This is a genomic window from Xanthomonas sp. (assembly GCF_017163755.1).
Classification (GTDB): domain Bacteria; phylum Pseudomonadota; class Gammaproteobacteria; order Xanthomonadales; family Xanthomonadaceae; genus Xanthomonas_A.
This window is the reverse complement of the sequence record NZ_JAFIWC010000003.1, coordinates 116,557-142,282: the sequence shown is the minus strand read 5'-3', so window position 1 is coordinate 142,282 and position 25,726 is coordinate 116,557. Positions and strand designations below refer to the sequence as shown.

Here is a 25,726-nt window from a genome sequence, read left to right as displayed (position 1 = left end):
CGGGTCGCCCGGATGCGGCCGTGTACATGGCGGCGTGGCGAGTGCGGAGCGCGTTGCGACGTCATGCGTGTATGGCGATGAAGCCGCAGGTCTACCGCTTCGCCCGTCGCGACTGAAGTCGCTCCCACAGGGGCTGGCGGCGAGCCGGCTGGGTGCACTGTAGGAGGGGCTTCAGCCCCGACGGGATGTATCGACACTCCAAAGTGCCTGTCGCGGCTGAAGCCGCTCCTACTGGAACTTGCGGTAAGCCGGCTGGGCGCACTGTGGGAGGGACTTCAGTCCCGACGCTGTCGCAGCCGTCGAGTGCACCGCTTCGTTCGTCGCGACTGAAGTCGCTCCCACAGGGAGGGGCTTGCGGCGAGCCGGCTGGGTCCATTGTAGGAGGGGCTTCAGCCCCGACGGGATGTACCGACACTCCAAGCTGCCTGTCGCGGCTGAAGCCGCTCCTACAGGAACTTGCGGTAAGCCGGCTGGCGCACCGCAGGAGGGTTTCCAGCCCGATGCGGTCCGAAGCCGCTGCCCCGCCGCCCGCTACACGTAACGCAGAATCGGCCCCAGCTGCGGCGTCTGGTCCGGGAGTTCCACTTCGGTCTCGTCCACGTAGCACCAGCCCCAGCCTTCGGGCGGATCGTAGCCTTCGATGATCGGGTGCGCGGTCTGGTGGAAATGCTGGGTGGCGTGGCGGTTCGGCGAGTCGTCGCAGCAGCCCACGTGGCCGCAGCTGCGGCACAGGCGCAGGTGCACCCATGGGCTGCCGATCGCCAGGCATTCTTCGCAGCCGCGCGCGCTCGGGGTGACCTCGACGATGGTGGAAAGATGGGAGCAACGCGTGGTCATGGGCCAGTCCTCTCGGTGACGGCGGCGGGCTCGGGATGCCGCGCCAGGAATTGATGGATCTGCGCGACCACCGCGGCGCCTTCGCCCACCGCGGCGGCCACGCGCTTGACCGAGCCGGCGCGCACGTCGCCGATGGCGAACACGCCGGGGCGGTCGGTCTCCAGCGGCGCGGCGGTCTTGCCGCCGGCGCCGTCCGCACCGGTGACGACGAAGCCGCCGGCATCCAGCCGCACGCAGCCGTCCACCCAGCCGGTGTTCGGGTCGGCGCCGACGAACAGGAACAGGTGGCGCAGCGGGCAGCGGTGGGTGGCGCCGCTGGCGCGGTCGCGGAACACCGCGCCGGCCAGGCGCTGGTCGGCGCCGGCTTCCAGCGCCACCACCTCGGTGCCGGTGTGCAGCTGCACGTTGGGCAATGCCGCGATGCGCTCGATCAGGTAGCGCGACATCGACGCTTCCAGCCCGGGGCCGCGCACGATCAGGTGCAGGCGCTCGACCCTCGGCGCCAGGAACACCACCGCCTGCCCGGCCGAATTGCCGCCGCCGACCAGCGCCACCTCCTCGCCTTCGCACAGCCGCGCTTCCACCGGCGAGGCCCAGTACGACACGCCGTTGCCTTCGAACGATGCCAGGTTGGCGATCTGCGGCCGCCGGTAGCGCGCGCCCGAGGCGATCACCACCGTGCGCGAATGCACCTGGGTGCCGTTGGTCAGTTCCAGCCGCAGCGGCATGCTGCAGCGCCCGCTCTCGGCCGCCTCGCAATGCAGCTGCTTCACTTCCAGCGGCAGCGCCAGCTCGGCACCGAACTTCAGCGCCTGGTTGTAGGCGCGTCCGGCCAGCGCCTGGCCGGAAATGCCGGTGGGAAAGCCCAGGTAGTTCTCGATGCGCGCCGACGCCCCGGCCTGGCCGCCGATCGCGCGCTGGTCCAGCACCAGCACCGACAGCCCTTCGGAGGCGGCGTACACCGCCGTCGCCAGGCCCGCCGGGCCGGCGCCGATGATCGCCACGTCGTAGATCTTGTTCGGGTCCAGGTCCGGGGTCATGCCCAGGCAATGCGCGGCCTCGGTGTCGCCCGGGCGCCGGAGCACCTCGCCTCCAGGGCACACCATCAGCGGCAGTTCGTCGTGGCGGATGCCCAGGCGCTCGACCAGCGCGCGGCCTTCGTCGTCGTTGGCCGCATCGAGGAAGGTGTGCGGATAGCCGTTGCGGGTGAGGAAGCCCTGCAGCGCGGTCAGCCGCGACTCGCCGGGCTGGCCGATCAGCACCGAGCCGGCGGCGTCGCCTTCGATCAGGCCGACGCGGCGCAGGATCAGCGCGCGCATCACGATCTCGCCGACTTCGGCCGAGCTGACCATCAGCGCGCGCAGGTGCGCCGCGTCGAACGGCACCGCGACGCAGCCCTCGGGTCCGGCGCGGCCGCCGGCCAGCGACGCGCGCCCGGCCAGTTGGCTGACCTCGCCGCTGAACTGGCCGGGCGTATGCACCGCCAGCGGCTTCTCGTGGCCCATGCCATCGCGGCGCACCACCGCCAGCGTGCCCTGCAGCACCAGCCACACCGGCGCCGGATGCTCGCCCACCGCGAACACCTCCTCGTCCGGCGCGAAGCTGCGCGCCGCGCCGCTGGCGAAACGCAGCGCGCTGTCGATCTGCACCGGGTCCAGTTCGGGAAACATCTGGTGGCGACGGGTATCGATCAGGCTCATCGGCATCCTTGGAACGGGGGAAGGGATCTGGCCTACAGCATGCGGTGCACGGTGCGACGGGGCAATCACCCAAATTGGTGGGGCCGGCCATGCGCTGTGCCGTGGCAGTGCCGTGCTCGGTGTCATGCAGGAAGCGGGCGCGTCCGCACGCGGCGCGCCAGGCAATTGGATGCCGCCACTTGCGTTCCACCGCCACCGCCCCACATCAGCCTCACGCACTTTCCCGCCGGGTCGCGGAGCCCGGCGTCCCGCACCTCCATCCAGCAGTAAAGGAATCGAGCATGTCCGTCCCGATCTACCGTCTCTCCGTCCCCGTGTTCGTGCGCGGCCTGGGCGTGCTCCAGCACTACGTCGACCTGGCCGAGCGCCACGCACAGGAGGCCGGCCTGGATCCGACCGCGCTGGCCGACACGCGGCTGGCGCCGGACATGCTCAACTTCGCCGGGCAGATCCAGCGCGCCTCGGACACCTCCAAGAACACCATCGGGCGCCTCAGCGACATCGTGCCGCCGCGCTTCGACGACAACGAGACCACCCTGGCCCAACTGCGCGAACGCATCGCCGCCACGCGGCGCTTCCTCGAAAGCGTGGACGCCGCCGCGCTGGACGGCGCCGAGCAGCGCGAGGTGTCGCTGAGCTTCGGCACGTTCAAGCCCAGCTTCAACGGCACCGATTACCTGCTCACCTTCGCGCTGCCGAACTTCTTCTTCCACGTGGCCACCGCGCACGCGATCTTGCGCCAGCAGGGCCTGGCGGTGGGCAAGCTCGACTACCTGGGGCCGTTCGAGCAGTTCCTGCCGTCCTGAGCCGCACGCGCCGGCCAAGGCGGAACCCGCAGGCCGGCGCGATCAGAAAAAAGCTACCCTTTCGCCTCCGACGCTGCATCGACGGCCGCTCATGCTGGACATCTCCTACCTTTCCGACGACGCAGGCGTGCGGCCGTCGTTCGCGATCGCCGACTCGGAACTGGCCCTGTTCGAGCGCGCGTTCGGCGAACTCAGGAACAGGACCGGCCTCCATATCGATCCCTACGGGACGTGCAGGATCTATCCCGCCCATCAGAAGACGCTGGCATCGCTGCTTTCCGGCAGCCGACACGCGCGGGTCGTCGCGTTCGTGGCGTTCCTGGACGCGTCGGTCCGGGCGGACGAAGTGCTCGTTGCCGACGGCGAATGACCGCAAGCGCGGTGCGCAGTTCCGCGCGATGGTGCGATTCGCAGCCTGCGGTGAAGTCGATCCCCGTGTCCCCCCGCGACAGCAAGAACGAGGACGCAAAGCGAAGGCCGGCATCTCCGCGACGCATACGGGGCCTGCGCGTGAGGCGGCGCATGGTGGGCGCCCCCCGCGATCCGGCATAGGCGGCTAAGCGAACGCCACCCCGGCCAGCACATGCATCCGCTTCACGCTGGACGCGAACGGGCGCAGGATCGGCGTGCCGCGCTCGGCGAACACCGCCAGCAGCGTGGCGTAGTACCACAAGGTGCCGTCGCGCCCGGCGGTGAAGCGCTCGAACACGTCGGTGCCGGTCGCCGGGTCTTCCAGGTCGGCGACGATGCTGCGCGCGTTGTACAGCTTGTCGCACGAGGACACCAGCAGCACCGGCGCCGGCGCCTGCCGCAGGTGCGCCAGGTAGGCCTGCTTGCGTGCGCGCCAGTCGCGGCGCCTGGCCTCGGGTTCGTCGTGCGCGGCCTTGCGCTCGGCGCTGGCGTCGGTGCAGGCCATCACGATCGCCGCCACCTCGTCGCCGAACTGCGCGCGGATCGCCGCCTCGTGCGCGGCGCCGCAGTCCTCGACCACGTCGTGCAGCAGCGCGGCGATCGCCTGGTCCTCGTCGCCGCCGGCCTCCAGCACCAGCGTCGATACGCCCAGCACGTGGCTGAGATACGGCACCGCCGTGCCCTTGCGCACCTGCCCGGCATGGGCGATGCGCGCGTACTCCACGGCGCGTGCGTAGCGTTCGGTGAGTGCGGTCATGCGGCCCTCCATCGGATGGGGCCGCATTATCGGCGAATCGGCACGGCCCCGCCGCTGCCGCACGCTCAGTCCGGCAACGGCCGCACCCGGAACACCACGCTCATCCGCGGCGCCACCGGTTTGGCCGTCTTCGGGATGCCATGCTCGTGGGTCAGCTGCGAGGCATGGCTCATCGCCAGCAGGCTGCCCGGTGCAAGCTCCACGCTCACCGTCCGGCGCTCGCCGGCCTTGGCGCGGATGTTCATGCGCCGCGCCGCACCGAGCGACACCAGCACGATCGGATGCGGCGCGATCAGGGTGTGCAGCTTGTCGTTGTGCATCGCCACGCTGTCGCGGCCGTCGCGGTACAGGTTCAGGCCCACCGCGTTGTACGGCGCCGGCACCCGCGCCCGCACCGCGGCGTGCAGTTCGCGCAACGGCAGCGTCGGCGGCAGCGCCTGCAGCCCATACGACGCCAGCAGCCGCGGCACGTCCACCACCCGGTCGTACATCGGGCGGCGCTGGCTCTGCCATCGCGCGCCGTCGCGCAGCGCCTCGAACCACGCCTGCGCGGTGTCCGGGTCGATCAGCCGCGGCCAGTAGCGGATGCCGCCTTCGGCATCGTGCACCAGGCATTGCGGGGCATCGTCGGGATGGGCGAACAGGTCCATGGGCCGAAGATGGGGGCGCGACCGAAGGAGCGCCATCCCAGCATCTGAACGGCTCAGCGGCTGAGACGCGCGCAGGCGCGTGCGGGCGACAACCAGGATTCTTACTTTTCGCCCGCACCGCGTTAACGTCCCGCTTGGGAACATGAAGCCGCCCCCCCCAACACAGGCGACACCGACGCATGACGACAGCACACAGCGCCCACGTGGTGATCACCGGCGCCTCCAGCGGCATCGGCCAGGCGACCGCCGAAGCGCTCGCGGTGCGCGGCGCCAGACTGGTCCTCGCCGCACGCGGCGAAGCGGCCCTGGAACAGGTGGCGCAGCGTTGCCGTCGCGTCGGCGGCCAGGTGCTGGTGGTGCCCACCGACGTCAAGGACGCCGAGGCGGTGCAGGCGCTGGCGGACAAGGCGGTGGCGTTCCTCGGCCATATCGACATGTGGTTCAGCAACGTCGGCGTGGGCGCGGTCGGCAAGTTCCACGAGGTGCCGGTCGATGCCAGCGACGCGGTGGTCGAGGCCAACCTGATCGGGCACATGCACGATGCGCACGCAGCGGTGCGGATCTTCCTGGCCCAGGACCGCGGCATCTTCGTCAACATGATCTCGATGGGCGGGTTCGCCGCCACCCCGTACGCGGCCGCGTACAGCGCCAGCAAGTACGGCCAGCGCGGCTTCTCCGAAGCCTTGCGCGCCGAACTGGTGGACCACCCGCACATCCACGTGTGCGACGTCTATCCGTACTTCGTCGACTCGCCGGGTCTGGCGCATGGCGCCAACTACACCGGGCGCCGCATCGGCGGGCCGCCGCCGATGCTCGATCCGCGCAAGGTCGCCCGCGAGGTGGTCAGGCTGCTGCGGCGCCCGCGTCCCACCGTGGTGATCGGCCCGGCGGTGGGCGCGATGCGCGTGGCGCATGCGCTGGCGCCGAACGCGTTCGCCGCGGGCATGGGCCGTTTCTTCTCGCGCTACCTGGCGCGCGCGCCCCAGGCGCCGGTCGCGTCGGGCAACGTGTTCCAGCCGCCGCTGTTCGGCGGCGGCGTGCACGGCGGCCTGCGCCGGCGCGCGCCGCGCACGCAGATGGCCACCCGAGTGGCCGCGGTCGGCGCCGTCGCCGCGCTGGCCACGGTGGCGGTGATCGCGTGGCGGCGCACGCGCCGCTAGCGTTCTTCTTCCGCGCCAGAGCTTCTTCGACAGCAGCACGCAGCGCAGGCGCGGCAGGTTCGCGGCTGCGCGCAGTGCGTACATCGATGCGCCGCGTCGCCACGTCACATGGTCACGCGCCCTGCGCCATTCGTTCGGCGCCCGCGCCGCTGGTTTTCGCGGTACATCTTCGACAGCACGATGCACGACCACGCAGGCACGGGGTTCGCGTCTGCACGCAATGCGCACATCGATGCGCTGCACCCGCCGCCGTCACACATTCACGCGCCCTGTTCAATTCGTTCACCGCATCGCATCGGCGCGATTTCCATACTGGCGCTTCGTTTCGCGCCTGCCGAGTGCGCATACCTCGACGGCGCCCTGCTCTCCCTCCCCCGCGCCAAGGAGATCCCGCATGCCTGGCACCAAGAACCAGTTCACGATGCAGAACCCGCTGACCCAGTTCCCGCAGCCCGAATTCCCCGAGCAGACCCAGTCGCCGCCGGGCACCGTGCACGCGCTGAAGCCGGCCGCCGACCACGGCGAGCAGACCTACCAGGGCTTCGGCCGCCTGGCCGGGCGCAAGGCGCTGATCACCGGCGCCGATTCGGGCATCGGCCGCGCCACCGCCATCGCCTATGCGCGCGAAGGCGCCGACATCGTCCTCAACTACCTGCCTGAAGAGGAGCAGGACGCCGCCGAGGTCGTGAAACTGATCGAGGCCGAAGGGCGCAAGGCGGTGAGCCTCCCCGGCGACCTGCAGGACGAGGCGTTCTGCCAGCAGCTGGTGGACAAGAGCGTGGAGGCGCTCGGCGGGCTGGACATCCTGGTCAACGTGGCCGGCAAGCAGACCGCGGTGAAGGACATCGCCGAACTGAGCACCGAGCAGTTCGAGGCCACCTTCCGCACCAACGTGTTCGCGATGTTCTGGCTGTGCAAGGCCGCCGTGCCGCACCTGCCGCCGGGCGCGGCGATCATCAACACCTCCTCGATCCAGGCCTACCAGCCCTCGCCGATGCTGATCGACTACGCGCCGACCAAGGCGGCGATCGCCAACTTCACCCAGGCGCTGGCGCAGCAGCTGGCCGAGAAGGGCATCCGCGTCAACGCGGTGGCGCCGGGCCCGGTATGGACCCCGCTGCAGCCCAGCGGCGGGCAGCCACCGGAGAAGATCCCCGCGTTCGGCGCGGAGACCCCGCTCAAGCGCGCCGGCCAGCCGGTGGAGATGGCCCCGCTGTACGTGCTGCTGGCCTCGCAGGAATCGAGCTACATCACCGGCGAGATCATCGGCGCCACCGGCGGCTTGCTGCTGTCCTGAGCCTGCCGCCTTGAGCGCACGCGCACCGCACCTGCAGCGCGACGCCGACGGCACCGCGCCGATCGAGAGCTATGCCGCGCTGGGCGACGGCCGCTCGGTGGCGCTGGTCGCCCTCGACGGCGGCATCGACTGGTGGTGCGTGCCGACGATGGACGCACCGCCGCTGTTCGACCGCCTGCTCGACGCGCGCGACGGCGGCCGCTTCGCGATCACGCCGGTTGGCGCCACTCGCGTGCAGCGCCGCTACCGCGACGGCAGCAACGTGCTGGAAACCACCTTCCATACCGACGGCGGCAGCGCGCGGCTGACCGAGTCGCTCAACAGCGGCGAGGCCGGGCGGTTGCCGTGGTCGGAGCTGGCGCGGCGGCTGGACGGGCTGGAGGGCGTGGTGGAGTTCGAGCTGTGCTTCCGCCCCGGCTCGCGCGCCGGCAAGTCCACCCCGTGGATGAGCGACACGCCCAACGGCCGCGTGTTCCACATCGGCCCGGTGATGGCGATGCTGCGCCACTCGCACGCGCTGGACGTGTCCGACTATGGCGACCGCGGCGTGCACGGGCGCCTGCGCCTGCACGCCGGCCAGCGCGAGGTCCTCGCCGTGCTCGCCGCCAAGGACGATGCGCTGCCGGTGGCCGCGCTGGCCGACATCGACGGGCGCATCGAGCGCAGCGACCAGGAATGGCGGCAGTGGTCCGGCAACCTCCGCTACGACGGCGGCTATCCGCAGGCGGTGCTGCGCTCGGCGCTGGCGCTGAAGTTCCTGTGGTACTCGCCCACCGGCGCGATCGCCGCCGCGGCGACCACCTCGCTGCCCGAGTCCATCGGCGGCAACGGCAACTGGGACTACCGCTACGCCTGGGTGCGCGATGCCGCCTACACCACCAAGGCGTTCATGCGCGTGGGCGCGCTGGCCGACGCCAAGGCCGCGTTCGGCTGGCTGCTGGGCACCATCGCCCGGCACCGCCCGTGGATCCGGCCGTGCTACACCCTGCACGGCGAACGGGTGCCGGACGAGCGCGCGATCGACATCCCCGGCTACCGCGGCACGCGCCCGGTGCGCGTGGGCAACACCGCCAACGACCAGCTGCAGCTGTGCCTGTACGGCGACGTGTTCGAGATGGCCTCGCGCTTCGTCGACCACGGCCACATCCTCGACCCGCACACCGCGCAGCAGCTGTTCGAGCTCGCCAACGAGTGCGCCGACGCGTGGATGCGCAAGGACGCCGGCTTCTGGGAACTGGAGGACCCGCAGCACTACACCATGTCCAAGATCGAATGCTGGATGGCGCTGCGCCGTGCCGGCGAACTGGCCCAGGCCGGGCATCTATCCCAGGCGATGCTGGGGCGCTGGCAGCGCGAGCAGGCGCGCATCCTCGAATGGATCGATGCGCATTGCTGGTCCGAGGACAAGCAGGCCTACACCCTGTACGCCGGCAGCGACGCGCTCGACGCGGGCCTGATGCTGGCCTCGCGCTTCGGCCTGGGCCAGGCGCGCCGCGAACGCATGGTCGCCACCCGCGAGGCGATCCGCCGCGAACTGGGCCGCGGCGAAGACGGCGCGCTGCTGCACCGCTACAGCGGCATGCAGGCGCGCGAAGGCGCCTTCATCGCCTGCAGCTTCTGGATGGTGGAGGCCTACGGCCTGCTCGGCGAACGCGACGAAGCCCGGCGCCTGTTCGAGCGCCTGCTCGAGTGCGTCGGCAACGACGTCGGCCTGCTGCCCGAACTGGTGGACCCCCGCAGCGGCGCCGCGCTCGGCAACATGCCGCAGGGCCTGAGCCACCTGGCGCTGATCCACGCTGCGCTGGCGGTGGGCGGCGAATAGGCCGGTTGCGGCGCGCGTGGCGGCGTGCGCCCTACCCTGCGGCGGCGCGCAAGGGCATCATGCATGCTGGTTTCCTTCAAGAGTTCCGCATGAGCGCTACCGCCACCCCCTATGCCGTCGGCCAGCTCTGGCGCTGCAAGGGCCGCACGCCCGACGAAACGCCCACGCTGCTGATCAACCAGATCGACCAGCACCCGCTCGGCGGCGAGATCTACCACGTGACCCTGCGCGATATCCGGCTGCGCCAGCCCGCCCTGCCGAGCGGCTGGATCGACTCCCTGCCGCACGCGCCGGTGATCGCACAGACCTTCGAACGCAGCGGCGCCACGCTGGTCGGCACCGACACGCCCGACCCGGCCTACCGCGAAGGCTACGCGCAGTGGAAAGCCGCGTTCGACGCAGGCAACGCAGGATCCTTCGGGGTCAGCGTGGCGACGATCCTGGAGATCGTCGAGCGGCAATTGAACGGGCAGCCGGTGCGCTGAGCGCTGCCATGCGGCGGATATCGCCTCCGGCATCTGCCAACGCCGCCACGCCGCAGCGTTCCTCTCCCAACGTCGTGCGATGGAGCACAGCGCACCCCTGTAGGAGCGGCTTCAGCCGCGACGGGCTCTACCGATTGACCATGTCGCGACTGAAGTCGCCCCTACAAAAAGCTTGCGGCTGGACCGACCCGCTAACACATTGCGACAAGCACACCGAACACTGTAGGAGCGGCTTCAGCCGCGACCAGCTTTACCGATAGACCTTGTCGCGGCTGAAGCCGCTCCTACAAAAGCGCTGGACTATGCCGGCCGCTCGCTAGCTGTGTAAACCCACCAGGTTGTTCAGTGTGATGCGTGAGATGGGGGGTACGTAGCCGAGGGTGGCGTGTGGTCGGTGCCAGTTGTAGTGGTGCAGCCAAGGGATGAAGGCGCTGGCGCGTTGCTCAGAGCAGGCATACGAGCGCGCATAGGCCCATTCGCGCAGGCAGGTCTGAACCAGTCGCTCGGCCTTGCCGTTGGTGCGCGGCGTGTAGGGGCGCGTGCGTAGGTGGCGCATGCCGAGCCGGCGGATAAGTCGGCGGAAGCGGCGCGAGCGGTAGCACGCGCCGTTGTCGGTCAGCACGCGCTCGACGCGCACCCCCATGGCCCGGTAGTAGCGCAGCGCCTGCAACAGGGCCCTGCAGGCGCTGGCCCCACGCTCGTCCGGCTCGATGGAGCCAAATGCCAGGCGTGAATGATCGTCGATGGCCAGATGGACATACTCCCAGCCAGCGCCATCGGAGGTCACCTGACGATCGCCCGTGACCCGATGACCGGGTTGACGGAACCGGCCGAGCTTCTTGATGTCCAGATGCAGCAGTTGGCCGGGTCGGGCGTACTCGTAGCGGTTCTGCGGCGGTGCCGGCTGCAGCTCGGCCAGCCGGTGCAGGCCGGCGCGGCGCAACAGCCGGGCGATCGTGCTGGGTGCCACCGGCACGTGCTGGGCGATCTGCCGGTAGCTATGGCGTGCCCGGCGCTGCTCCAGGACCTGTTCCACCCACTCTGGCCGCGTCGCGTGCGGGCAGGCGTGTGGGCGTGAAGAGCGGTCGGCCAAGCCTTCGGCACCTTCCTGCCTGAATCGCTTGAGCCACGTGTAGGCGGTGCGCACGCTCACGCCTGCCGCATGCGCCGCTTCTTCCACACGCAATCCCTGAACAAGGATGCGATCCACGAGCAGGGCTCGACCGCGAGGGCTCAAACGGGCATGTTCATGCAGGTTCATCCGGGGCTCCTGGGCGCTGGGTTGGCTTGGTAACCCCCATCTTCCTGGGATGCCCCGGATGAACAACCTACTGAGAGATCACAGCTAGCGCCCCATCGACGCCACGAACTGCATCGGCGTGCCGGCCGCCTTGCGCGGCAGCGGGCGGATGCGCACCAGGACGTTCCGGCACACGTCCAGGTCCTTGTAGACCAGCGTGCGGCCGTCGCTGAAGCCGAAGCGCAGGTCGTAGCGGCAGCCCGCGCCGGCGATGCCGACCGTGGCCGAGTCGCCGCCGCCGCGCAGCGGGTCGGCGGCGATGGCGCGGAACGCGCCGCTGCCGGCGTGGGCCACCGCCAGCGAGGTCACGCTGTCGTGCGCTCGGTTGACCAGCTGCAGATAGTGCAGCCGGCCCTCGTCCTGCGCCTGGGCGGCGGCGGCCACAACGAACAGCGAACTGGCGAGCACTACGGTACGGAACAAGCGCATGGCGACGATCTCCGGCAGAAAGGGAACCGCCCCGCACGCATGCCGCCGCGGGACCGTTGCGCACATCTGGCGCGCACCCCCCGCCTGCCGCAAAGCGATCCGGGACGAATCGTCGCGCGGCCGTGACCAATCGTAGCCATCGGCCACAGCGCTTCTCAGCGCGCGCGGCGGCGCTTAGCATCGGCGCATCCCGTCCGAGCGCCGCCCCATGAACATCCGCCTGGGTTCCACGGAAATCGGCCTGACCCGATACCTGAGCTTGTGGACGGCGGTGGTCGTCGCCTTCACCGTGCAGGGCTACCTGTACGACATGGTCAACAGCGGCAGCCACCGCTGGGCGCTGACCGAATACATGCGCTGGTCGATGATCCAGTGGTACACCTGGGCCGCGCTGGCGCCGCTGGTGTTCCGCCTGGGCGAGCGCTACCCGATCCGCCCGCCGCTGCGGCTGCGTTCGCTGGGCCCGCAACTGCTCGCCAGCGGCGGCGTCACCCTGCTGGCGATGATCGCCGGCGCGTTCGTCTCCAAGGGCGACTTCTCCGAGCAGCTCTGGCAGTTCCTCAGCAAGCACTTCGCCATCGGCCTGCTCACCTACTGGGGCCTGCTGGCCATCCAGCAGGCGCTGCACTACCGCAGCGAGAGCGACCGCCGCGAACTGGAGGCCGGGCGCCTGGCCACGCAACTGGCGCAATCGCGGCTGCAGGCGCTCAAGACCCAGCTGCAGCCGCATTTCCTGTTCAACACGCTGCACGCCATCGTGACCCTGCTAGACGAGGACACCGCCTCGGCCGAGGACATGCTGCTGCGCCTGAGCGAACTGCTGCGCGCGCTGCTGGAGGAATTCGATGGCGAAGAGATCACCCTGCGCCACGAGCTCACCCTGCTCGACCTGTACCTGGGCATCCAGCGCAAGCGCTTCGGCGACCGCCTGAGCACGCGCCTGTACATCGACCCGGCCACGCTGGACTGCGCCGTGCCCAGCCTGATGCTGCAGCCGATCGTGGAGAACGCCATCCAGCACGGCATCGGCCGCCACGCCGGCGCCGACCGCGTAGAGATCGAGAGCCGCCGCGAGGACGGCCACATCTGGATCGAAGTGCGCAACCGCAACAGCACCCTGGACACCAGTAGCGAACCCGCCGGCCACGGCATCGGCCTGTCCAACACCCGGCTGCGGCTGAAGGAACTGTACGGCGATGACGCGCAGATCCGCCTGGACATCACCTGGCCGCAGGGCGTGGTGTGCCGCGTGCGCCTGCCGTTCCGCGAACTGGAAGATGCCGAAGGCGCGCCGGAGCACGTGCCCGCATGAGCCTGACCGCGCTGGTCATCGACGACGAACCGATCGCGCGCCACGCCATCGTGCGCCTGCTGCGCGAACAGGCCGACATCGAACTGCTGGGCGAATGCGGCGACGGCGCCGCCGCAGTGGCCGCGATCCGCGAGCACTCCCCGGACCTGGTGTTCCTGGACATCCAGATGCCGGAAATGACCGGCATGGACGTGGTCGCGCAGATCGGCGCCGAACGCATGCCCGCCACCGTGTTCGTCACCGCCTACGAGCAGTACGCCGTGCGCGCCTTCGAAGCCAACGCCGTGGACTACCTGGTCAAGCCGTTCAGCCGCGAACGCTTCGCCGCCACCCTGCAGCGCGCCAGGACGCGGGTGGGCGGCGCCGGCAACAGTCCCGCGCAGATCCTGCAGGCGCTGGACGCGCTGCGCCAGCGCGACGCCTACCTGCAGCGCATCGCCGTGCGCGTGGACGAACACGTGGTGTTCGTCGACGTGGACGACATCGTCTGGATCAAGGCCAACCGCAACACCGTGCAGATCCACCTGGCCGGCGCCACCCACGAACTGCGCGAGACCATGGCCGCCGTCGCCGCGCGCCTGGACCCGCGCCACTTCGCCCGCGTGCACCGCTCGGCCATCATCAACGTGCGCCGCGTGAAGGCCATCCACCCCTGGTTCAACGGCCACCACGTGGTCACCATGGACACCGGCCAGCAGCTGCGCATGAGCCGGTACCAGCACGAGGTGTTCCTGCGGTTGGTCACCAACGGGACTGGCGACTGACGAAGCGCGGCGGAAGGCAGACGGAAGGCAGACGTCGGCCAACCGGCCCCGGCCGACGCAGATGCGCGATGTGGCGGCGCATGGTGGAGCGGTCGGCGTCGGAGTGACTGCACGACCCATCCCTGTCCGTCACCGCTGCCGTTGTTACCGGCAGCGGCACCGCATTGCTTCGATGGACGACCGCGCCCTCACCCGGCTACAGGCGATCGGCGCGGCCAAGCAACTCAACCACCGGCCAGGCCACCGCCCGCCCGTCCCGGCAGCGCGCCGTCTTCGTCCACCGCATCCGGATCCTCCAGATCGCCCACCTCGCGCCCGATGCCGGCCTTCGGATCGGACTGCGGCGGCGTCTGGCGAGGATCTGCTGGCGAACCGCCGGACGCCTTGTCGGTATCCACCGTGTCACCTTGCTTGTTGTCGTCGCGCTTGCTCATATCGGTATCTCCTCATGGACGGCCCGAGCCTACGACGCAAGGCGTGAAGAGGACTGCTGCCGGGTGTCATGACGAAGAAGGCGTACGATGCGGGCATTGCAAGCTCAGGCGGGGCTCGCTGACACACGTTCCTCAGCGCCTACGCGGCGCGGCAGCTATCCCACTCATTTGCCCGGTTGCGCAGCCGCAACGGCATTCTTCTTGGAGATCTCCACCCGGCTCCAACTTAGCACCTGGCTCGCCGGGATCAGGAAGCGCGGGGCGTGCTCGTCGCCGAGCCCGCCAGGCGGCGCCACGTAGAAATCCGAACCCAACCGCGTCAACACGTCCACCGAGCGCAACACGTACACGTTCGACGCGGGCTGCGCCGGTTCGCACTGCGCCGCCGGCCAAGCCGCCTTGACGATCTGGCAGCCCTGCTCCGTCAACTGCAGCTGCACGCCCGGCAGCATGCCGATGCCGAGCTTGCGCGCGGTGATATCCACTGTCCCCAGCAGCGCGCCACTGTATGCAACGGCCATGAACATCGCGGGTCCGATAACGCGCAGGCGCTTGGACAACTCCGCCCGATGCGTCGCATACAAGACCCAATGCATAAAGACGACCATAAAGGCTGCAAGTGCCAGATAGAACCAATCCAGACGCCCGATTGGAGGTGCCACATAGCCGACCGCAAAAGCAGCAAGCGGCCAGAACACTAAGTACATCAACAGCATCAACGAAAAGGTGCCACGACGCTTGCGCAAGACCGGCCAAAATCGCCGTACGCGATCTACATCCGAAAGCACCAGCAGCACCATCAAGGCAAAGGCGCCCACACTGAAGCCGGCAATCACACCGTAAGTCGCCAGACGGCCGAACTTCCAGTGCGCCAAGGCAAGCATCATGGCGTAGTACCCAGCGCTGAGGAGCGCCGCTCCTGCGAACAGCCAAAGACTGCCGAAGACGCGTTCCTTCCGACGGCCAAGTGCGAGCTGCGCGCGGCGGTAGTAAGACTTCAAGCTCTTACGCGGCGCATCGTCCTGTCTCGGCCTCAACGGGACGATCAGCAGATGCTGACCGACCAGGAACCCGATCACGCATGCGGGCAACGCAAGCACCGCCAGGAAGCCAAGCAACGCAATCCCGCCGAGCAATGCCACCGCGCTCAGCACCACACCAAGATCGCCCAGCGACAACGACGGCACGTAACCGACGCGCAGGAAGTGCGCCAGCACCATGCCGCCACCCCAGCATGGCACCCACCATTTCAGGTCCACCCCGAACGTCTGGCGCAACATGCGCCACAGCGGCATGGCGGGCGCGTCGTGCTGCATCGCCCGCCCGCCTACTCCACCGCCACCTGGGGCGGCCTCCTCGCTCTGCTGCATCGTGGTTCCTTGGCGCTTGGCCGCACTGTTTCCTGGCAGGGGCCAAGCATACTCAAGCGCCGCTCCACGGAGGCAGACACTTCTCTGTAACCGCACGGCATACAGCCGGATCGGCATGCCATCCGGAGCAGCTGGGCCAAGCCCGCTACTGCGCCGCGCCGCTCAAAGCTTCTGCTTGGCCACCTCATCGAGGATGCCGCGCACCGCCTGCGCCGCGTCATAGATCGCCTCGCCAAGCGCGGGCAAGGTTCGCTGATCCAGATGAGAAACACTACCCGCGGCAATCACGTCGCCATGGGCGGCGATCGTCCGCACCAGGCGGTCCAGCGTGTCCGCCTGGTCCAAGGCAATGCCGAAGGCGAAGGATGAAGTGGCCATCTCACTTCCTCCCCCTCGCCACCCCGGCCACAGTATCGGCGCCATGATCCTGGCTCGAGTAAGGCGACTGACGGCGCGCCGGCCACGACACCTCGCGCAGCACCAGGTTCACCTGTTCGGCGAGCAGTTCCATGCAAAACGCCAGCTCGCCCATGCGTATCTCCGGCGTAGCCGCCTGCTCTTCGGCCGGGGTACGCGGCCGCGCCAGTCGCGCCAGGAAATTGAGCTGGTTGGCCAGCCTCGCCAGCCGGAACTGGCTCTCCTCGGGCAGGAAGTAGCCCGGCATTTCAAGATCGTCCACGCTGTAGTCCGACATCGTCGCCTCCTCGTTCCATGAAGTGGCCATCCGCCGCCAATGGCGGACGGGAAGTCGGGAGGCTAGAAACCGCTAACAGCCGGCGGGCTTATTCCCCTTGCGGGTGTTGTATTCACCGCCCTCCCGACGCAGAACGTCGCGTCGGTTGCACCTGCGAAGCATGCAGACACAAAAAACCCACCAGTTTGTCGGAGGTGGGTACCGCTGTTAGCGGAGTTTCTAGGCTCCGTTTAGTAATTTTGCTACTGACAGCGCGACGCGTCAAGGTGTTTGAAAGCAATTAGTAAATAGCCAACGTGAGCCAACCATCTAACCACTTACGGGAGTCGGGGCGGCTCTCCAGACAGCGATCGCGCTCGCAGCGCCTCATACAGCTGAGCCGGACCGAGAAGGATGTCCTTCAACCCATCGCGAACGCGCTCAGAGTCCAACGCCTGCGTGCTCATCGTCTGGTGTGCTTCGAATGCATCCATGATGGCGTGCATCAGCGCGTCTTTCAGGTCGGGCGAGTTGGCGAACTGCTCCTTGCTGTTGCTGCTCGCCTGTTGCACCAGCGTGTCGTTCTCCAGAAGCTTTCCCTTGATGACGCCATTAACGTAGACCAATTGGTCATCATCGGTCAGCTCACCTTGGAAAAGACCATTCACCTTCTCGATGATTTCCACCAGGTAGGCCTGTTGCTTCTCCTGTACTGATCCACTGCCCACCGCATCCATCGGTGCCAGCTTGTAACTGCCGTCCTGATTGAGGCCCATCGGTTGCTTGCCGCGGCCCTTCAACGTGTGGTGTGTGAGGATGACCTTGGAAAGGTCCACTGTATCGCGCTGCCGTCCAAATTCGAGCAACGGAATCAGGCGCCGGAAGAACAGAAAGCGTTTTTCGATGTCGGTATTGCCATAGTTGAAGATCTGGCCAAGGAATGCGTAAAGACGCATATAGACACCCATGTCGTTCTTGAACAGGATCAAAGCGTCCAGCTGATCCTTGGCGGCCTTCGCTTTCTTCTGGTCATCCCGGGCTTCGGATTCGATCTTCTCTTGCTGCAAAGCCTTGTATCGCTTCAGCAGGCGATCGGCCACAGGCGCAATGGCAGCATCCAGCTGCTTCTGCGTACCCGCAAAATCCAGTTCAACACGCGCTACGCGCTCGACCTCAAAGCTATCGTAGTAACCTGCTGCATCCAGCTTCGCACGCAGGTCGTACACCTGATTCGGATCAGTGACCGACGCAAGCTCCGCGGTCTTGTAATAGGTTTTGAAGGCCCTCAGGATCTCGGCAGGATCGTTGACGAAGTCGAGCACGTACGTCGTGTCCTTTCCAGGATAGGAACGATTGAGCCGCGACAGCGTCTGCACCGCCTGGATCCCGCCAAGCATCTTGTCCACGTACATGCCGCACAGCAGCGGCTGGTCGAAGCCCGTCTGGAACTTGTTGGCCACTAGGAGCAGGTGATAATCCGGCTCCTTAAAGACCTCGCGAATGTCACGCCCACGCAGCCCGGGGTTCAACAGTTGATTCGATTCGGCGACTGCATCGGGGAAGCTATCCGGGTCATTGACCTCACCCGAGAACGCCACTAGCACGCCCAATGCATAGTGCTGCCGCTCAATATAGCCGCGGATGGCCTTCTGCCAGCGCACTGCCTCCTTGCGACTGCCGACCACGACCATCGCCTTGGCTTTCCCGCCAAGCAACGGCTGCACGTTCTCGCGGAAGTGCTCTACCACTACCTGCACCTTGCTGGCGATGTTGTAGGGATGCAAGCGCACCCACTGCATGATCCCTTTCAACGCCGAACTTCGCTCTACTTGGAGCTGGTCGTACTCTTGCCCATTGTGTGCAAGCTTGAAGGCCAGGTTATAGGTGGTGTAGTTCTTCAGCACATCGAGGATGAACTTCTCCTCGATTGCCTGCCGCATCGAGTAGACATGGAAGGGCTTTGGCAGTCCGTCTTCACCTTTGCGGCCAAACAGCTCCAATGTCTTGGCCTTGGGTGTGGCGGTGAAAGCCACGTACGTCAGGCCTTTCACGCTCGCACGTGCTTCCATCTGCGCGGCGAGCAGCGCTTCGGTATCGACTTCCCCACCATCCTGCAGTTGCGCCCACTCCTCTGAGGAAAGCACCTGCTTGAGCTTGACCGCGGCCTCGCCGGTCTGCGAGCTGTGCGCCTCGTCGGCGATCACTGCGAAACGCTTGCCCTCGGTCGCCGCAAGCTCCTGCACGGCCTGCAGTGCAAAGGGGAAGGTCTGGATGGTGCAGACAATGATTTTCTTGCCGTCCTTCAATGCCTGGCTCAGCAGCGCGCTCTTGCTGCCGGATTCGTTGGTAATGCTGGCCACCACGCCAGTGGTACGCTGGAAGTCAAACAAGGCCTCTTTCAGCTGCGCGTCTAACACCGTGCGATCGCTCACCACCAGTACGCTGTCGAACAGCTTGGTGTGGAGTTTGTCGTGCAGATCCGCCAGGAAGTGCGCGGTCCAGGCGATGGAGTTTGTTTTGCCCGAACCGGCCGAATGCTGGATCAGATAGCGCCCACCCGCGCCATTAGCAAGCACATCGGCGACCAGTTGTCGTGTCGCATCCAGCTGGTGATAGCGGGGAAAAATGACGCTGGCCAGCTGCTTCTTGTCGTCGCGCTTGCCAATCAAATAACGATGCAGGATGTCCAGCCAGCTTTCGCGAGCCCAGACCCCCTCCCACAGATAGGCCGTAGCATAGCCATCGGGGTTTGGCGCGTTGCCCGCACCACCGTCGTTGCCACGATTGAACGGCAGGAAGACCGTGTCAGTCCCGGCCAGCCGCGTTGTCATCATCACTTCGGACTGGCTAACCGCAAAGTGGACCAGCGCCCCTCCAGGGAATCCCAGCAACGGCTCAAGCACGCCACCTTTTGGATGCGGATGGCGGTCGAAGCGGTATTGGTCCACCGCGTCGTCTACGCCCTGGGTGAAGTCACTCTTCAGCTCGGCGGTGGCCACCGGGATACCGTTGAGGAACAGCACCAGATCCAGCTCGTCACCGGGATTGTTAGGCGAATGGCGGACCTGCCGCACCACACGCAACCGGTTTGCCGCATACCTGGCCTGGATGTCCGGGTTGATCGCCAACGCCGGCTTGAACTGCGCCAACTCCAGCGGCTCGCGCAGGCCAAGCATCTCCACGCCGCGGCGCACCACGTCCAGCGTGCCGCGCTCGTTGAGGTTCTTACGCAGGCGCTCGGCCAGCACCTGCGACGTTGCGGGGCCGTGCGTCTTGACCAGGCGCTGCAAGCTGTCTGGTTGCGTCGCCTCGATCCATGCCAGCAGATCGGGCAGGAACAAGCCGCTCGCCCGGTCGAACAAGTCCGCATCGCCCTCCTCGTGCAGCCAGCCGCTGGCCGCAAGGTGCGCGCAGATCTCTCGCTCGAAGTGGTGTTCCTGGTGCAGATTCATCCGATCCCCTGTTGGCATTCTTTGCTGCTTATTTAAATCAATGGTGCCGGCGTCGCCGGAAGCGCGGGAGGCCCCAGCACGAATCGCGCGCGTTCCTGTCGAAGCATCTGGTATGGCGTCAAGAAGCGCACGCCAAGCCCTACACAGACGTTGGGAATCTTGATCTTCCTTGTTGAATTGGCTGGCACTTCATGCGTCACCACGGCGTGGCCTGCCGCCAACGCGAACGCCACCAGCCAGTAATCGGCGACCTGCAGAAAGGTGTTCACCGCGACCGGCTCGTATTGCTGGCTAGCAGCCCATGCGCTGACCCGCGCAGCAGCAGCCAACACCGCATTGTCAGGCGGAAGGAAGAATGCATCGCCGCGCGCGTGCGCCCACACGGCCAGATCGTCCTCACCGGTCTGTAGCTCTTCGCCAACCTGGCGAATGCTGAAAACATTCCCGGCCGCATGCTTCATCACCAGCCAATCCCAGAACGCCGGGCAGAAATCGAACCCGTATTGCAGGTTCTTGGCCTGGATAAAGACATTTGCATCCAGCAGATAAGCCATCAGGTCGGCAGTCCCAGTGAGCGGCCAAGCTCGTTGAATGTTCCTGTCTTCGCGATTCCCAGCATCTGGAAGGCGTCGCGATACAGCGTACGGCCTTCGAGCGTGCTCTCCACCAGGGAACGGGCAAAACGCTTGCCCACCCGCGCGGTTGTCGTGCGATAAAAATCGCCACCACCACTGCTTGTTGTCTGGATCGCCGCTAATCGAGCCTGCTCGGCACGAAATGCCTGCCAGAAGGCATCGCGGCTTAGCCTGCCGGCATCCAGCATCCTGCGCAGCACCACCAGCGTGCTGACCTTGAACTCCCGCGCGAGCCTGCGCAGCGCTTCTTCCAACAGCTCGCCATCACGCAGGGCCGCAACAAACACGGGCAAAGGCACCAGCAACTCGGCGGCAACCTGGTTGCACCAGCGTTCAACGTCAGCGCCATGTTGCGGCCGGCCGGCTCCCTCGACGCCGGCATCGCTCAACGCCGATTGCCCAAGCCACAGATGCGCCAGTTCGTGTGCCAGCGTGAACATCTGCGCGGACTTGCTATCCGCTCCATTGATAAACACCAGCGGCGCCAGCGCGTCCGTCAACGCAAACCCGCGAAATTCCTCAGGATCCAGAATACGCGTGTTGTTACTGCCCACCACGCCGCTGACCATCACCAGCACGCCAAGCGCGTCGGCCTGGGCAATGAACAAGCGCAATGCCTCGGTCCAGCCGGGACATTCCCGTCGCGCCTGCACGCTGAACCCCAGCGTCAGCCGCAACTGCTCGGCGGCACGTTCTGGCGTAATAGAAAGGTCCATGCTTCCGATGAACGGTAACGGCCACTGGCCCGTGACTAGCGCCTCATCGCGATACCAGGCCTGTCGAGCTTGGCAGGCATAGAGCGTGTCCAGCAGGTCGGCGCTCGGCCGGGCAACGGCACGATCCCCGATGGTACGAAAGTCCGGAATGGGAAGCGGTTCCTCGGGCGGCCTAGGCAGGAAGAAGTAGCCCACGGGCGCGTGCGTCGCACGCGCATAGCTTTCAAGCTGCCGCAGCGTGGGCTGCAGATCACCTGCCTCCCACTCCGGCAACTTTGGGAACCGCACTGTCAACGCCCGCGCATCCAGACCCGCGCGGTCCCGCGCCCAGCGCAACAATTCAGGTTGGACATCAACTCGTATCATTTGAAGAGTTTAACCAAGACGCCGCGGGCGGCTCCATGTGATCGCCAGTATTGCCCAAGAAAATCAAAGTGGCCTATGTTAAAGCCAGCCTAGAACATGGATGGCTCATCTGCGCCGTCTTGCCCCCCTCCTGATTCACCGCTCCAGTCACCCAACAACTACTTCGCCCGAATGGCGGCCGCTCACAGTACCCACACCATCCTGCACTGCCTGTCGCTCAATCGCATCTAAGGAACGGCCGGAAGCATCTTTCCAATCGTCCCAGCCATTGGACGAGCGACCCAGCAGCAATCCCGATGCAGCACTGGGCGACCGGAACAGGTGGTCGACCTCAAACCGGATCTGCGCCCCCTGAACGGATAGCACCCCCTGCTCCAGCAACTCCTTACGCGTCGCGAGCAACCGATCAGGGACTGATGCGACCGTTTCAAAGCGTCCAGTAGAGCCCTTCAGGACCACCATGCCCTCGGTGGTGTACTCGCCAAGGCCTTCGGTCTCCGGACCACGACAGTGATAGCGAGGCTTCTGAACTGCGGCAGAGGCCTGTAGTTTTCGCAGTGGCTCGAAGATCGGGTAGCCCATCGTCGCCAGCAGCACTCGGAATGTCTGGTGGATCTCGCGGCAATCCGCTTCCATCGGCGCAGGCGTGTGCGGTCGTCCACCACCGGTCCCGTTGTGCAATTGATAACGCCCGGCCTCTTGGGCTTGCTGGATGGAACACCACTCAAGGTAAATTGCATGCGTGTTGGTCAGGCTCTGGGTCAACGACACCGCTACTACTGCACGGCTCCAGAAATCCTTTTTTGTGTTGTGCTCGGACAACCGTTGCCTCAGCAGTCCGCTCTGTCCGATATAAGCCTGCTCGCGTCCACTCGTCTCATCCTCGCCAAAGAGGAAATACACGCCCACCTGCTCAGACTCCGGCATCGCCAAAAATTCGGCCATGAGGCTGCGCGGCACTTCGATCATCCGCACAATGCGCGTGGTGATCTCGGCAACACGCACGCCCTGCGGATCCCCGGAGGGGAGAAAGATCTGGATGGTCTGTGGATGACTGTTCATATGGCGATGTTCTCAACTTGGCAGCTTACGTCGATCTTGCCGGTGACGGCGGCGGCGATCAGGGCGCTGCGGCGTTCTTTGAGCAGGGCGATGGCATGTTCGGACTGGGCTTTGAGTTCTTCAAGCATGATGGTTTCCGCGCTGAGAAATCCGATGATTTCGGTTTGTTCGTGACGCGGAGGAACCGCAATCCAAAGTTCCCGAATGTTTTCCAGGCTAAGCCCTTGTTTGAGGCCGTACTGCGAAAGTTCGAACTGCGTCTGGCCGAAATTGCTCTTCAACGTAGAGGCCAAGAAGAGCGGAAGGACATCCTCTGTCGGACGAATGAGGCAAAGGTGCTGATTCACATACGCCGGCTCACGAAGCTGAGCGCATACAGCGACGTTTCCTGTCTTGGCGCCGGTAATGCAAACCACCACGTCTCCATCAATGAGACGAGTGCGAGCCGCCTCCGCATCATCAGCGACACTCACACGCTTTGCAGCTTCAAAATCGATGCCTAACGTGTTGTTGAGGTCGCCGCTTTGGATGAACAGGCTACCGTCCTCGGTAATGCGCTCAGACCACCCACGCGGCCCACTGGTTGTGAACTGACTGACAGCTTTTACGCGGAGCATGCGCCAATGCGCGGGCACTTCGCCCAGCCACGGCACACCGGAGTCCTTCATCGGCGTATTGGGGTCGAGCCCTTTGATGACGGCGTGGGAGATGGTGGCCTGGCGCTTTTCGGCCAGCAGGGCGATGAGCTTTTCCTGCTCAGTAATCAGCGCGTCGATCTTGGCGGTTTCGCGGTCGAGGAAGGCCGTGATGGCTGTTTGCTCCCTGGCGGGCGGGACTGTCAGTGGCATGTGACCGAGAGTCTCCCAGCTCGCTCGCGGCATCTTTGATCCAAACGTCGAGCCATCAATCGCGTCGATGAAACTCTGACTCAGCATCTGATACTGAACATAGCGGCCGTCCATGCCTTGCTTGGGGCGAAGGACGTGGAAGTCACCGACGGCTTCGCCCGCACGCTCTGCTAGAAAGACCTTCGCAAGGTATGGACGCAACTTGCCGAAAAGGATATCTCCTGCGTCAAAGGCAACACCATCCCCTTCGAACTCGCCTTCCGTAGGCAAGAAGCGGCCAGACCACCCTTCGATGTTTTCCAACGCGACCGGCCAATCCCGTCGCGTCGCCTTCTCGGTGAGGAGGGCGAGATTCAACTTCAAACGGCGAACGCCCCAATGCGCCGGCACCTCTCCCAGCCACGCCACACCGCTGTCCTTGTACTCCGGATAACGCGGCAGGCTCATGACTGGCCTCGCCAGGCGCGACGTCCCTGGATGACCAACCGTTCGGCCGTTGAAAAGCACGTCCCACCTTCGCGGGGATGACGACAAGAGGAGCAAGCATCGGGCGCGTTCATTCCGCCAGCTCCCCCAGCATCTTCATGATGCTGGCCGTCACCGCTTTCAGTTCCTCGTCGATGGCGTGCAGGCTGCGCGGCGGCTCGAACACGTAGAAGTGACGGTTGAAGGGAATCTCGTAACCCACCTTGCTCTTGGCCTCGTCGATCCATGCATCTGGCGCATGCGGCAGCACCTCGCGGGCAAAGTACTCGGCGATGTACTGGTCCAGCGGCACGTTTTCGGTATCGCGCAGGGCGCTGTCCGGCTGCGGCTTGCCCTTCTGTTTGCCCTTGATGCCCAGCACCACGTTGCCGGCCTCGTCCTTCAACGGACGCTCGACGGTGATCGTGGTGTAGCCGAAGTCCTCGTTCTTGAAGATGCGCGCGATGGGCACGCGCTTGAGGCGGCCGCCTTCCGGGGGCTGCGGCGCGGCCTGCGTATTGGTCACCAGCTGCGGCTGGCCCAGCGCGTTGCCGGCGGCGTCGATCACGCTGACCAGCTCGGCCTCGGCAAAGTCGCCAAACAGGCGGGTGACGGTGTCGATATGGGCCTGCGCCATCTCCTTGCGCTTGGAGCCCAGGCTCTTGCGCATCTTCTGCCAGAAGCTGCCGGCATCGATCAGCTGCACCCAGCCCTTGCGGTCGTCCGGCTTCTTGTTGGACAGGATCCACACATAGGTGGCGATGCCGGTGTTGTAGAACATGTCGGTGGGCAGGCCGACGATGGCCTCCACCAGGTCGTTCTCCAGCACATAGCGGCGGATCTCGCTTTCGCCACTCCCCGCACCACCGGTGAACAGCGGGGAGCCATTGAGCACGATGCCGAAACGGCTGCCGCCGTCGCGCGCCGGGCGCATCTTGCTTAGCAGGTGCATCAGGAACAGCATTGAGCCATCGGACACGCGCGGCAGGCCAGGGCCGAAGCGGCCGTCGAAGCCCTTGGTCTCGTACTCGGCACGTACGGCCTTCTCCACCTTCTTCCACTCCACGCCAAATGGTGGATTGGAGAGCATGTAGTCGAATTTTTGCCCGGCGTGACCGTCGTCACTGAGCGTATTGCCAGCGACGATATTGCCCACGTCCTGGCCCTTGATCAGCATGTCGGCCTTGCAGATGGCATAGGACTCGTCGTTGAGCTCCTGGCCGTACATGGTGAGCCGCGCTTGCGGGTTGTGTTCGGCCAGGTATTCGCCGGCGATGGACAGCATGCCGCCGGTGCCGGCGGTGGGGTCGTAGATGGTGCGCACCACGGCATTACCGGGCGAGAGCACGTCGTCGTCCTCGATGAATAGCAGGCCGACCATCAGACGGATGACCTCGCGCGGGGTGAAGTGCTCGCCGGCGGTCTCGTTGGAGATTTCGGCGAACTTGCGGATTAGCTCCTCGAACACCGAGCCCATGGTGGCGTTGTCCACCACATCAGGGTGCAGGTCGATATTGGCGAACTTCTCGGTGACCAGGTACAGCAGGTTGGCCTTGGTCAGTCGGTCGACCTGGGTAAAAAATTCAAACCGCTCGAAGATATCGCGCGCCGCCGGCGAAAACGCCTTCACGTAGGTATAGAGGTTCTGGCGGATGTTGTCCTGGTCACCCAGCAGCTTGGTCAGGTCCAGCGGCGAGGTGTTGTAGAAGCTTTGCCCAGCCTTACGCAGCAGGAAGGGCTCAGGATTCAGGCCAGCTTTGGACTTGGCATCCAGTTCTTTCAGCACGGCAGCCTTGGTTGGCGCGAGCACGCAGTCCAGACGGCGCAGCACGGTGAACGGCAGGATGACCTTGCCATACTCGTGCGGTTTGTAATCACCGCGCAGCAGGTCGGCAACAGACCAGATGAAGGCGGAAAGGGAAGCGTGATTCAAAGTGATCTTTCCAGATGGAGAATGGCGCATCCGTAAATCGAG

Annotated in this window: 24 protein-coding genes; 8 read left to right on the top strand and 16 right to left on the bottom strand. The window is 66.0% G+C overall.

The window, feature by feature from the left end:
* Positions 1-531 precede the first annotated feature (531 nt).
* Positions 532-837 (bottom strand): UBP-type zinc finger domain-containing protein, encoded by a 306-nt coding sequence (locus JR065_RS03410; protein ID WP_206232124.1) that lies wholly within the window; start codon positions 835-837, stop codon positions 532-534.
* The gene (locus JR065_RS03405) at positions 834-2,537 is read right to left on the bottom strand and encodes an FAD-dependent oxidoreductase (protein ID WP_206232122.1); all 1,704 of its coding nucleotides are present in this window, start codon (positions 2,535-2,537) and stop codon (positions 834-836) included. Before JR065_RS03405 ends, JR065_RS03410 begins: the two co-directional genes overlap by 4 nt.
* A 281-nt stretch (positions 2,538-2,818) precedes the next feature.
* Between JR065_RS03405 and JR065_RS03400 the strand changes: the two genes are divergently transcribed.
* Positions 2,819-3,343: a DUF1993 domain-containing protein gene (locus tag JR065_RS03400; protein WP_206232120.1), complete on the top strand. Its 525-nt coding sequence runs from the start codon at positions 2,819-2,821 to the stop codon at positions 3,341-3,343.
* Between the two features lie 91 nt (positions 3,344-3,434).
* Positions 3,435-3,713: a hypothetical protein gene (locus JR065_RS03395; protein ID WP_206232117.1), complete on the top strand. Its 279-nt coding sequence runs from the start codon at positions 3,435-3,437 to the stop codon at positions 3,711-3,713.
* Between the two features lie 186 nt (positions 3,714-3,899).
* Here the strand turns inward: JR065_RS03395 and JR065_RS03390 are convergent, their stop codons facing one another.
* Both JR065_RS03390 and JR065_RS03385 read right to left on the bottom strand, forming a co-directional pair.
* On the bottom strand, positions 3,900-4,511 hold the full coding sequence (locus JR065_RS03390; protein ID WP_206232116.1) for an HD domain-containing protein: 612 nt from the start codon (positions 4,509-4,511) through the stop codon (positions 3,900-3,902).
* A gap of 65 nt (positions 4,512-4,576) precedes the next feature.
* On the bottom strand, positions 4,577-5,161 hold the full coding sequence (locus tag JR065_RS03385) for an alpha-ketoglutarate-dependent dioxygenase AlkB family protein (protein ID WP_206232113.1): 585 nt from the start codon (positions 5,159-5,161) through the stop codon (positions 4,577-4,579).
* Between the two features lie 179 nt (positions 5,162-5,340).
* On the opposite strand from JR065_RS03385, the gene JR065_RS03380 reads away from it, so the two are divergent.
* From JR065_RS03380 to JR065_RS03365, 4 genes are all read left to right on the top strand, one after another.
* Positions 5,341-6,321, top strand: a complete 981-nt coding sequence (locus JR065_RS03380; protein WP_206232111.1) for an SDR family oxidoreductase — start codon at positions 5,341-5,343, stop codon at positions 6,319-6,321.
* Positions 6,322-6,715: 394 nt separating this feature from the next.
* Complete coding sequence (locus JR065_RS03375; protein WP_206232110.1) at positions 6,716-7,618, top strand: SDR family oxidoreductase; 903 nt, start codon at positions 6,716-6,718, stop codon at positions 7,616-7,618.
* 10 nt (positions 7,619-7,628) lie between these two features.
* Positions 7,629-9,440: a glycoside hydrolase family 15 protein gene (locus tag JR065_RS03370; RefSeq protein ID WP_206232108.1), complete on the top strand. Its 1,812-nt coding sequence runs from the start codon at positions 7,629-7,631 to the stop codon at positions 9,438-9,440.
* A 59-nt stretch (positions 9,441-9,499) separates the two neighbouring features.
* The gene (locus JR065_RS03365; RefSeq protein ID WP_241093342.1) at positions 9,500-9,925 is read left to right on the top strand and encodes a hypothetical protein; all 426 of its coding nucleotides are present in this window, start codon (positions 9,500-9,502) and stop codon (positions 9,923-9,925) included.
* 316 nt (positions 9,926-10,241) lie between these two features.
* Here the strand turns inward: JR065_RS03365 and JR065_RS03360 are convergent, their stop codons facing one another.
* Together JR065_RS03360 and JR065_RS03355 are read right to left on the bottom strand one after the other, a co-directional pair.
* Positions 10,242-11,186 (bottom strand): IS481 family transposase, encoded by a 945-nt coding sequence (locus JR065_RS03360; protein ID WP_206232102.1) that lies wholly within the window; start codon positions 11,184-11,186, stop codon positions 10,242-10,244.
* A gap of 84 nt (positions 11,187-11,270) precedes the next feature.
* The gene (locus JR065_RS03355; RefSeq protein WP_206232100.1) at positions 11,271-11,654 is read right to left on the bottom strand and encodes a hypothetical protein; all 384 of its coding nucleotides are present in this window, start codon (positions 11,652-11,654) and stop codon (positions 11,271-11,273) included.
* A gap of 208 nt (positions 11,655-11,862) precedes the next feature.
* On the opposite strand from JR065_RS03355, the gene JR065_RS03350 reads away from it, so the two are divergent.
* Together JR065_RS03350 and JR065_RS03345 are read left to right on the top strand one after the other, a co-directional pair.
* Positions 11,863-12,966 carry a sensor histidine kinase gene (locus tag JR065_RS03350; RefSeq protein WP_206232098.1) on the top strand — a complete coding sequence of 368 codons (1,104 nt, stop codon included), beginning with the start codon at positions 11,863-11,865 and terminating at the stop codon, positions 12,964-12,966.
* A complete protein-coding gene (locus tag JR065_RS03345; RefSeq protein WP_206232096.1) occupies positions 12,963-13,730 on the top strand; it encodes a LytR/AlgR family response regulator transcription factor in 768 nt (255 codons plus the stop codon). Before JR065_RS03350 ends, JR065_RS03345 begins: the two co-directional genes overlap by 4 nt.
* A gap of 224 nt (positions 13,731-13,954) precedes the next feature.
* Here JR065_RS03345 and JR065_RS03340 read toward each other — a convergent pair whose 3' ends face one another.
* From JR065_RS03340 to JR065_RS03295, 10 genes are all read right to left on the bottom strand, one after another.
* The gene (locus tag JR065_RS03340; protein WP_206232095.1) at positions 13,955-14,164 is read right to left on the bottom strand and encodes a hypothetical protein; all 210 of its coding nucleotides are present in this window, start codon (positions 14,162-14,164) and stop codon (positions 13,955-13,957) included.
* A gap of 164 nt (positions 14,165-14,328) precedes the next feature.
* Positions 14,329-15,534 carry a hypothetical protein gene (locus tag JR065_RS03335; RefSeq protein WP_206232093.1) on the bottom strand — a complete coding sequence of 402 codons (1,206 nt, stop codon included), beginning with the start codon at positions 15,532-15,534 and terminating at the stop codon, positions 14,329-14,331.
* 162 nt (positions 15,535-15,696) lie between these two features.
* A complete protein-coding gene (locus JR065_RS03330) occupies positions 15,697-15,912 on the bottom strand; it encodes a hypothetical protein (RefSeq protein ID WP_206232091.1) in 216 nt (71 codons plus the stop codon).
* 1 nt (position 15,913) lies between these two features.
* Positions 15,914-16,228: an XAC0095 family protein gene (locus JR065_RS03325; protein ID WP_206232089.1), complete on the bottom strand. Its 315-nt coding sequence runs from the start codon at positions 16,226-16,228 to the stop codon at positions 15,914-15,916.
* 317 nt (positions 16,229-16,545) lie between these two features.
* Positions 16,546-19,659: a type I restriction endonuclease subunit R gene (locus tag JR065_RS03320; protein WP_206232087.1), complete on the bottom strand. Its 3,114-nt coding sequence runs from the start codon at positions 19,657-19,659 to the stop codon at positions 16,546-16,548.
* A gap of 32 nt (positions 19,660-19,691) precedes the next feature.
* Entirely contained in the window at positions 19,692-20,213 is a 522-nt protein-coding gene (locus JR065_RS03315; RefSeq protein WP_206232085.1) for a DUF4411 family protein, read from the bottom strand.
* Positions 20,213-21,376 carry an ImmA/IrrE family metallo-endopeptidase gene (locus tag JR065_RS03310; RefSeq protein WP_206232082.1) on the bottom strand — a complete coding sequence of 388 codons (1,164 nt, stop codon included), beginning with the start codon at positions 21,374-21,376 and terminating at the stop codon, positions 20,213-20,215. The genes JR065_RS03315 and JR065_RS03310 overlap by 1 nt, the downstream gene beginning before the upstream one ends.
* A 147-nt stretch (positions 21,377-21,523) precedes the next feature.
* Positions 21,524-22,438, bottom strand: coding sequence for a GIY-YIG nuclease family protein (locus JR065_RS03305; protein WP_206232080.1), 915 nt, complete (start codon positions 22,436-22,438; stop codon positions 21,524-21,526).
* On the bottom strand, positions 22,435-23,733 hold the full coding sequence (locus JR065_RS03300; RefSeq protein ID WP_206232078.1) for a restriction endonuclease subunit S: 1,299 nt from the start codon (positions 23,731-23,733) through the stop codon (positions 22,435-22,437). Before JR065_RS03300 ends, JR065_RS03305 begins: the two co-directional genes overlap by 4 nt.
* A 109-nt stretch (positions 23,734-23,842) precedes the next feature.
* Positions 23,843-25,684 carry a type I restriction-modification system subunit M gene (locus JR065_RS03295; protein ID WP_206232077.1) on the bottom strand — a complete coding sequence of 614 codons (1,842 nt, stop codon included), beginning with the start codon at positions 25,682-25,684 and terminating at the stop codon, positions 23,843-23,845.
* Positions 25,685-25,726 lie beyond the last annotated feature (42 nt).

Excerpts from the sequence above, each read along its gene's own strand:
- JR065_RS03410 (WP_206232124.1), bottom strand. The coding sequence starts at position 837 with ATGACCACGCGTTGCTCCCATCTTTCCACCATCGTCGAGGTCACCCCG.
- JR065_RS03405 (WP_206232122.1), bottom strand. The coding sequence starts at position 2,537 with ATGAGCCTGATCGATACCCGTCGCCACCAGATGTTTCCCGAACTGGAC.
- JR065_RS03400 (WP_206232120.1), top strand. The coding sequence starts at position 2,819 with ATGTCCGTCCCGATCTACCGTCTCTCCGTCCCCGTGTTCGTGCGCGGC.
- JR065_RS03395 (WP_206232117.1), top strand. The coding sequence starts at position 3,435 with ATGCTGGACATCTCCTACCTTTCCGACGACGCAGGCGTGCGGCCGTCG.
- JR065_RS03390 (WP_206232116.1), bottom strand. The coding sequence starts at position 4,511 with ATGACCGCACTCACCGAACGCTACGCACGCGCCGTGGAGTACGCGCGC.
- JR065_RS03385 (WP_206232113.1), bottom strand. The coding sequence starts at position 5,161 with ATGGACCTGTTCGCCCATCCCGACGATGCCCCGCAATGCCTGGTGCAC.
- JR065_RS03380 (WP_206232111.1), top strand. The coding sequence starts at position 5,341 with ATGACGACAGCACACAGCGCCCACGTGGTGATCACCGGCGCCTCCAGC.
- JR065_RS03375 (WP_206232110.1), top strand. The coding sequence starts at position 6,716 with ATGCCTGGCACCAAGAACCAGTTCACGATGCAGAACCCGCTGACCCAG.
- JR065_RS03365 (WP_241093342.1), top strand. The coding sequence starts at position 9,500 with ATGCATGCTGGTTTCCTTCAAGAGTTCCGCATGAGCGCTACCGCCACC.
- JR065_RS03360 (WP_206232102.1), bottom strand. The coding sequence starts at position 11,186 with ATGAACCTGCATGAACATGCCCGTTTGAGCCCTCGCGGTCGAGCCCTG.
- JR065_RS03355 (WP_206232100.1), bottom strand. The coding sequence starts at position 11,654 with ATGCGCTTGTTCCGTACCGTAGTGCTCGCCAGTTCGCTGTTCGTTGTG.
- JR065_RS03350 (WP_206232098.1), top strand. The coding sequence starts at position 11,863 with ATGAACATCCGCCTGGGTTCCACGGAAATCGGCCTGACCCGATACCTG.
- JR065_RS03345 (WP_206232096.1), top strand. The coding sequence starts at position 12,963 with ATGAGCCTGACCGCGCTGGTCATCGACGACGAACCGATCGCGCGCCAC.
- JR065_RS03340 (WP_206232095.1), bottom strand. The coding sequence starts at position 14,164 with ATGAGCAAGCGCGACGACAACAAGCAAGGTGACACGGTGGATACCGAC.
- JR065_RS03335 (WP_206232093.1), bottom strand. The coding sequence starts at position 15,534 with ATGCAGCAGAGCGAGGAGGCCGCCCCAGGTGGCGGTGGAGTAGGCGGG.
- JR065_RS03330 (WP_206232091.1), bottom strand. The coding sequence starts at position 15,912 with ATGGCCACTTCATCCTTCGCCTTCGGCATTGCCTTGGACCAGGCGGAC.
- JR065_RS03325 (WP_206232089.1), bottom strand. The coding sequence starts at position 16,228 with ATGTCGGACTACAGCGTGGACGATCTTGAAATGCCGGGCTACTTCCTG.
- JR065_RS03320 (WP_206232087.1), bottom strand. The coding sequence starts at position 19,659 with ATGAATCTGCACCAGGAACACCACTTCGAGCGAGAGATCTGCGCGCAC.
- JR065_RS03315 (WP_206232085.1), bottom strand. The coding sequence starts at position 20,213 with ATGGCTTATCTGCTGGATGCAAATGTCTTTATCCAGGCCAAGAACCTG.
- JR065_RS03310 (WP_206232082.1), bottom strand. The coding sequence starts at position 21,376 with ATGATACGAGTTGATGTCCAACCTGAATTGTTGCGCTGGGCGCGGGAC.
- JR065_RS03305 (WP_206232080.1), bottom strand. The coding sequence starts at position 22,438 with ATGAACAGTCATCCACAGACCATCCAGATCTTTCTCCCCTCCGGGGAT.
- JR065_RS03300 (WP_206232078.1), bottom strand. The coding sequence starts at position 23,733 with ATGAGCCTGCCGCGTTATCCGGAGTACAAGGACAGCGGTGTGGCGTGG.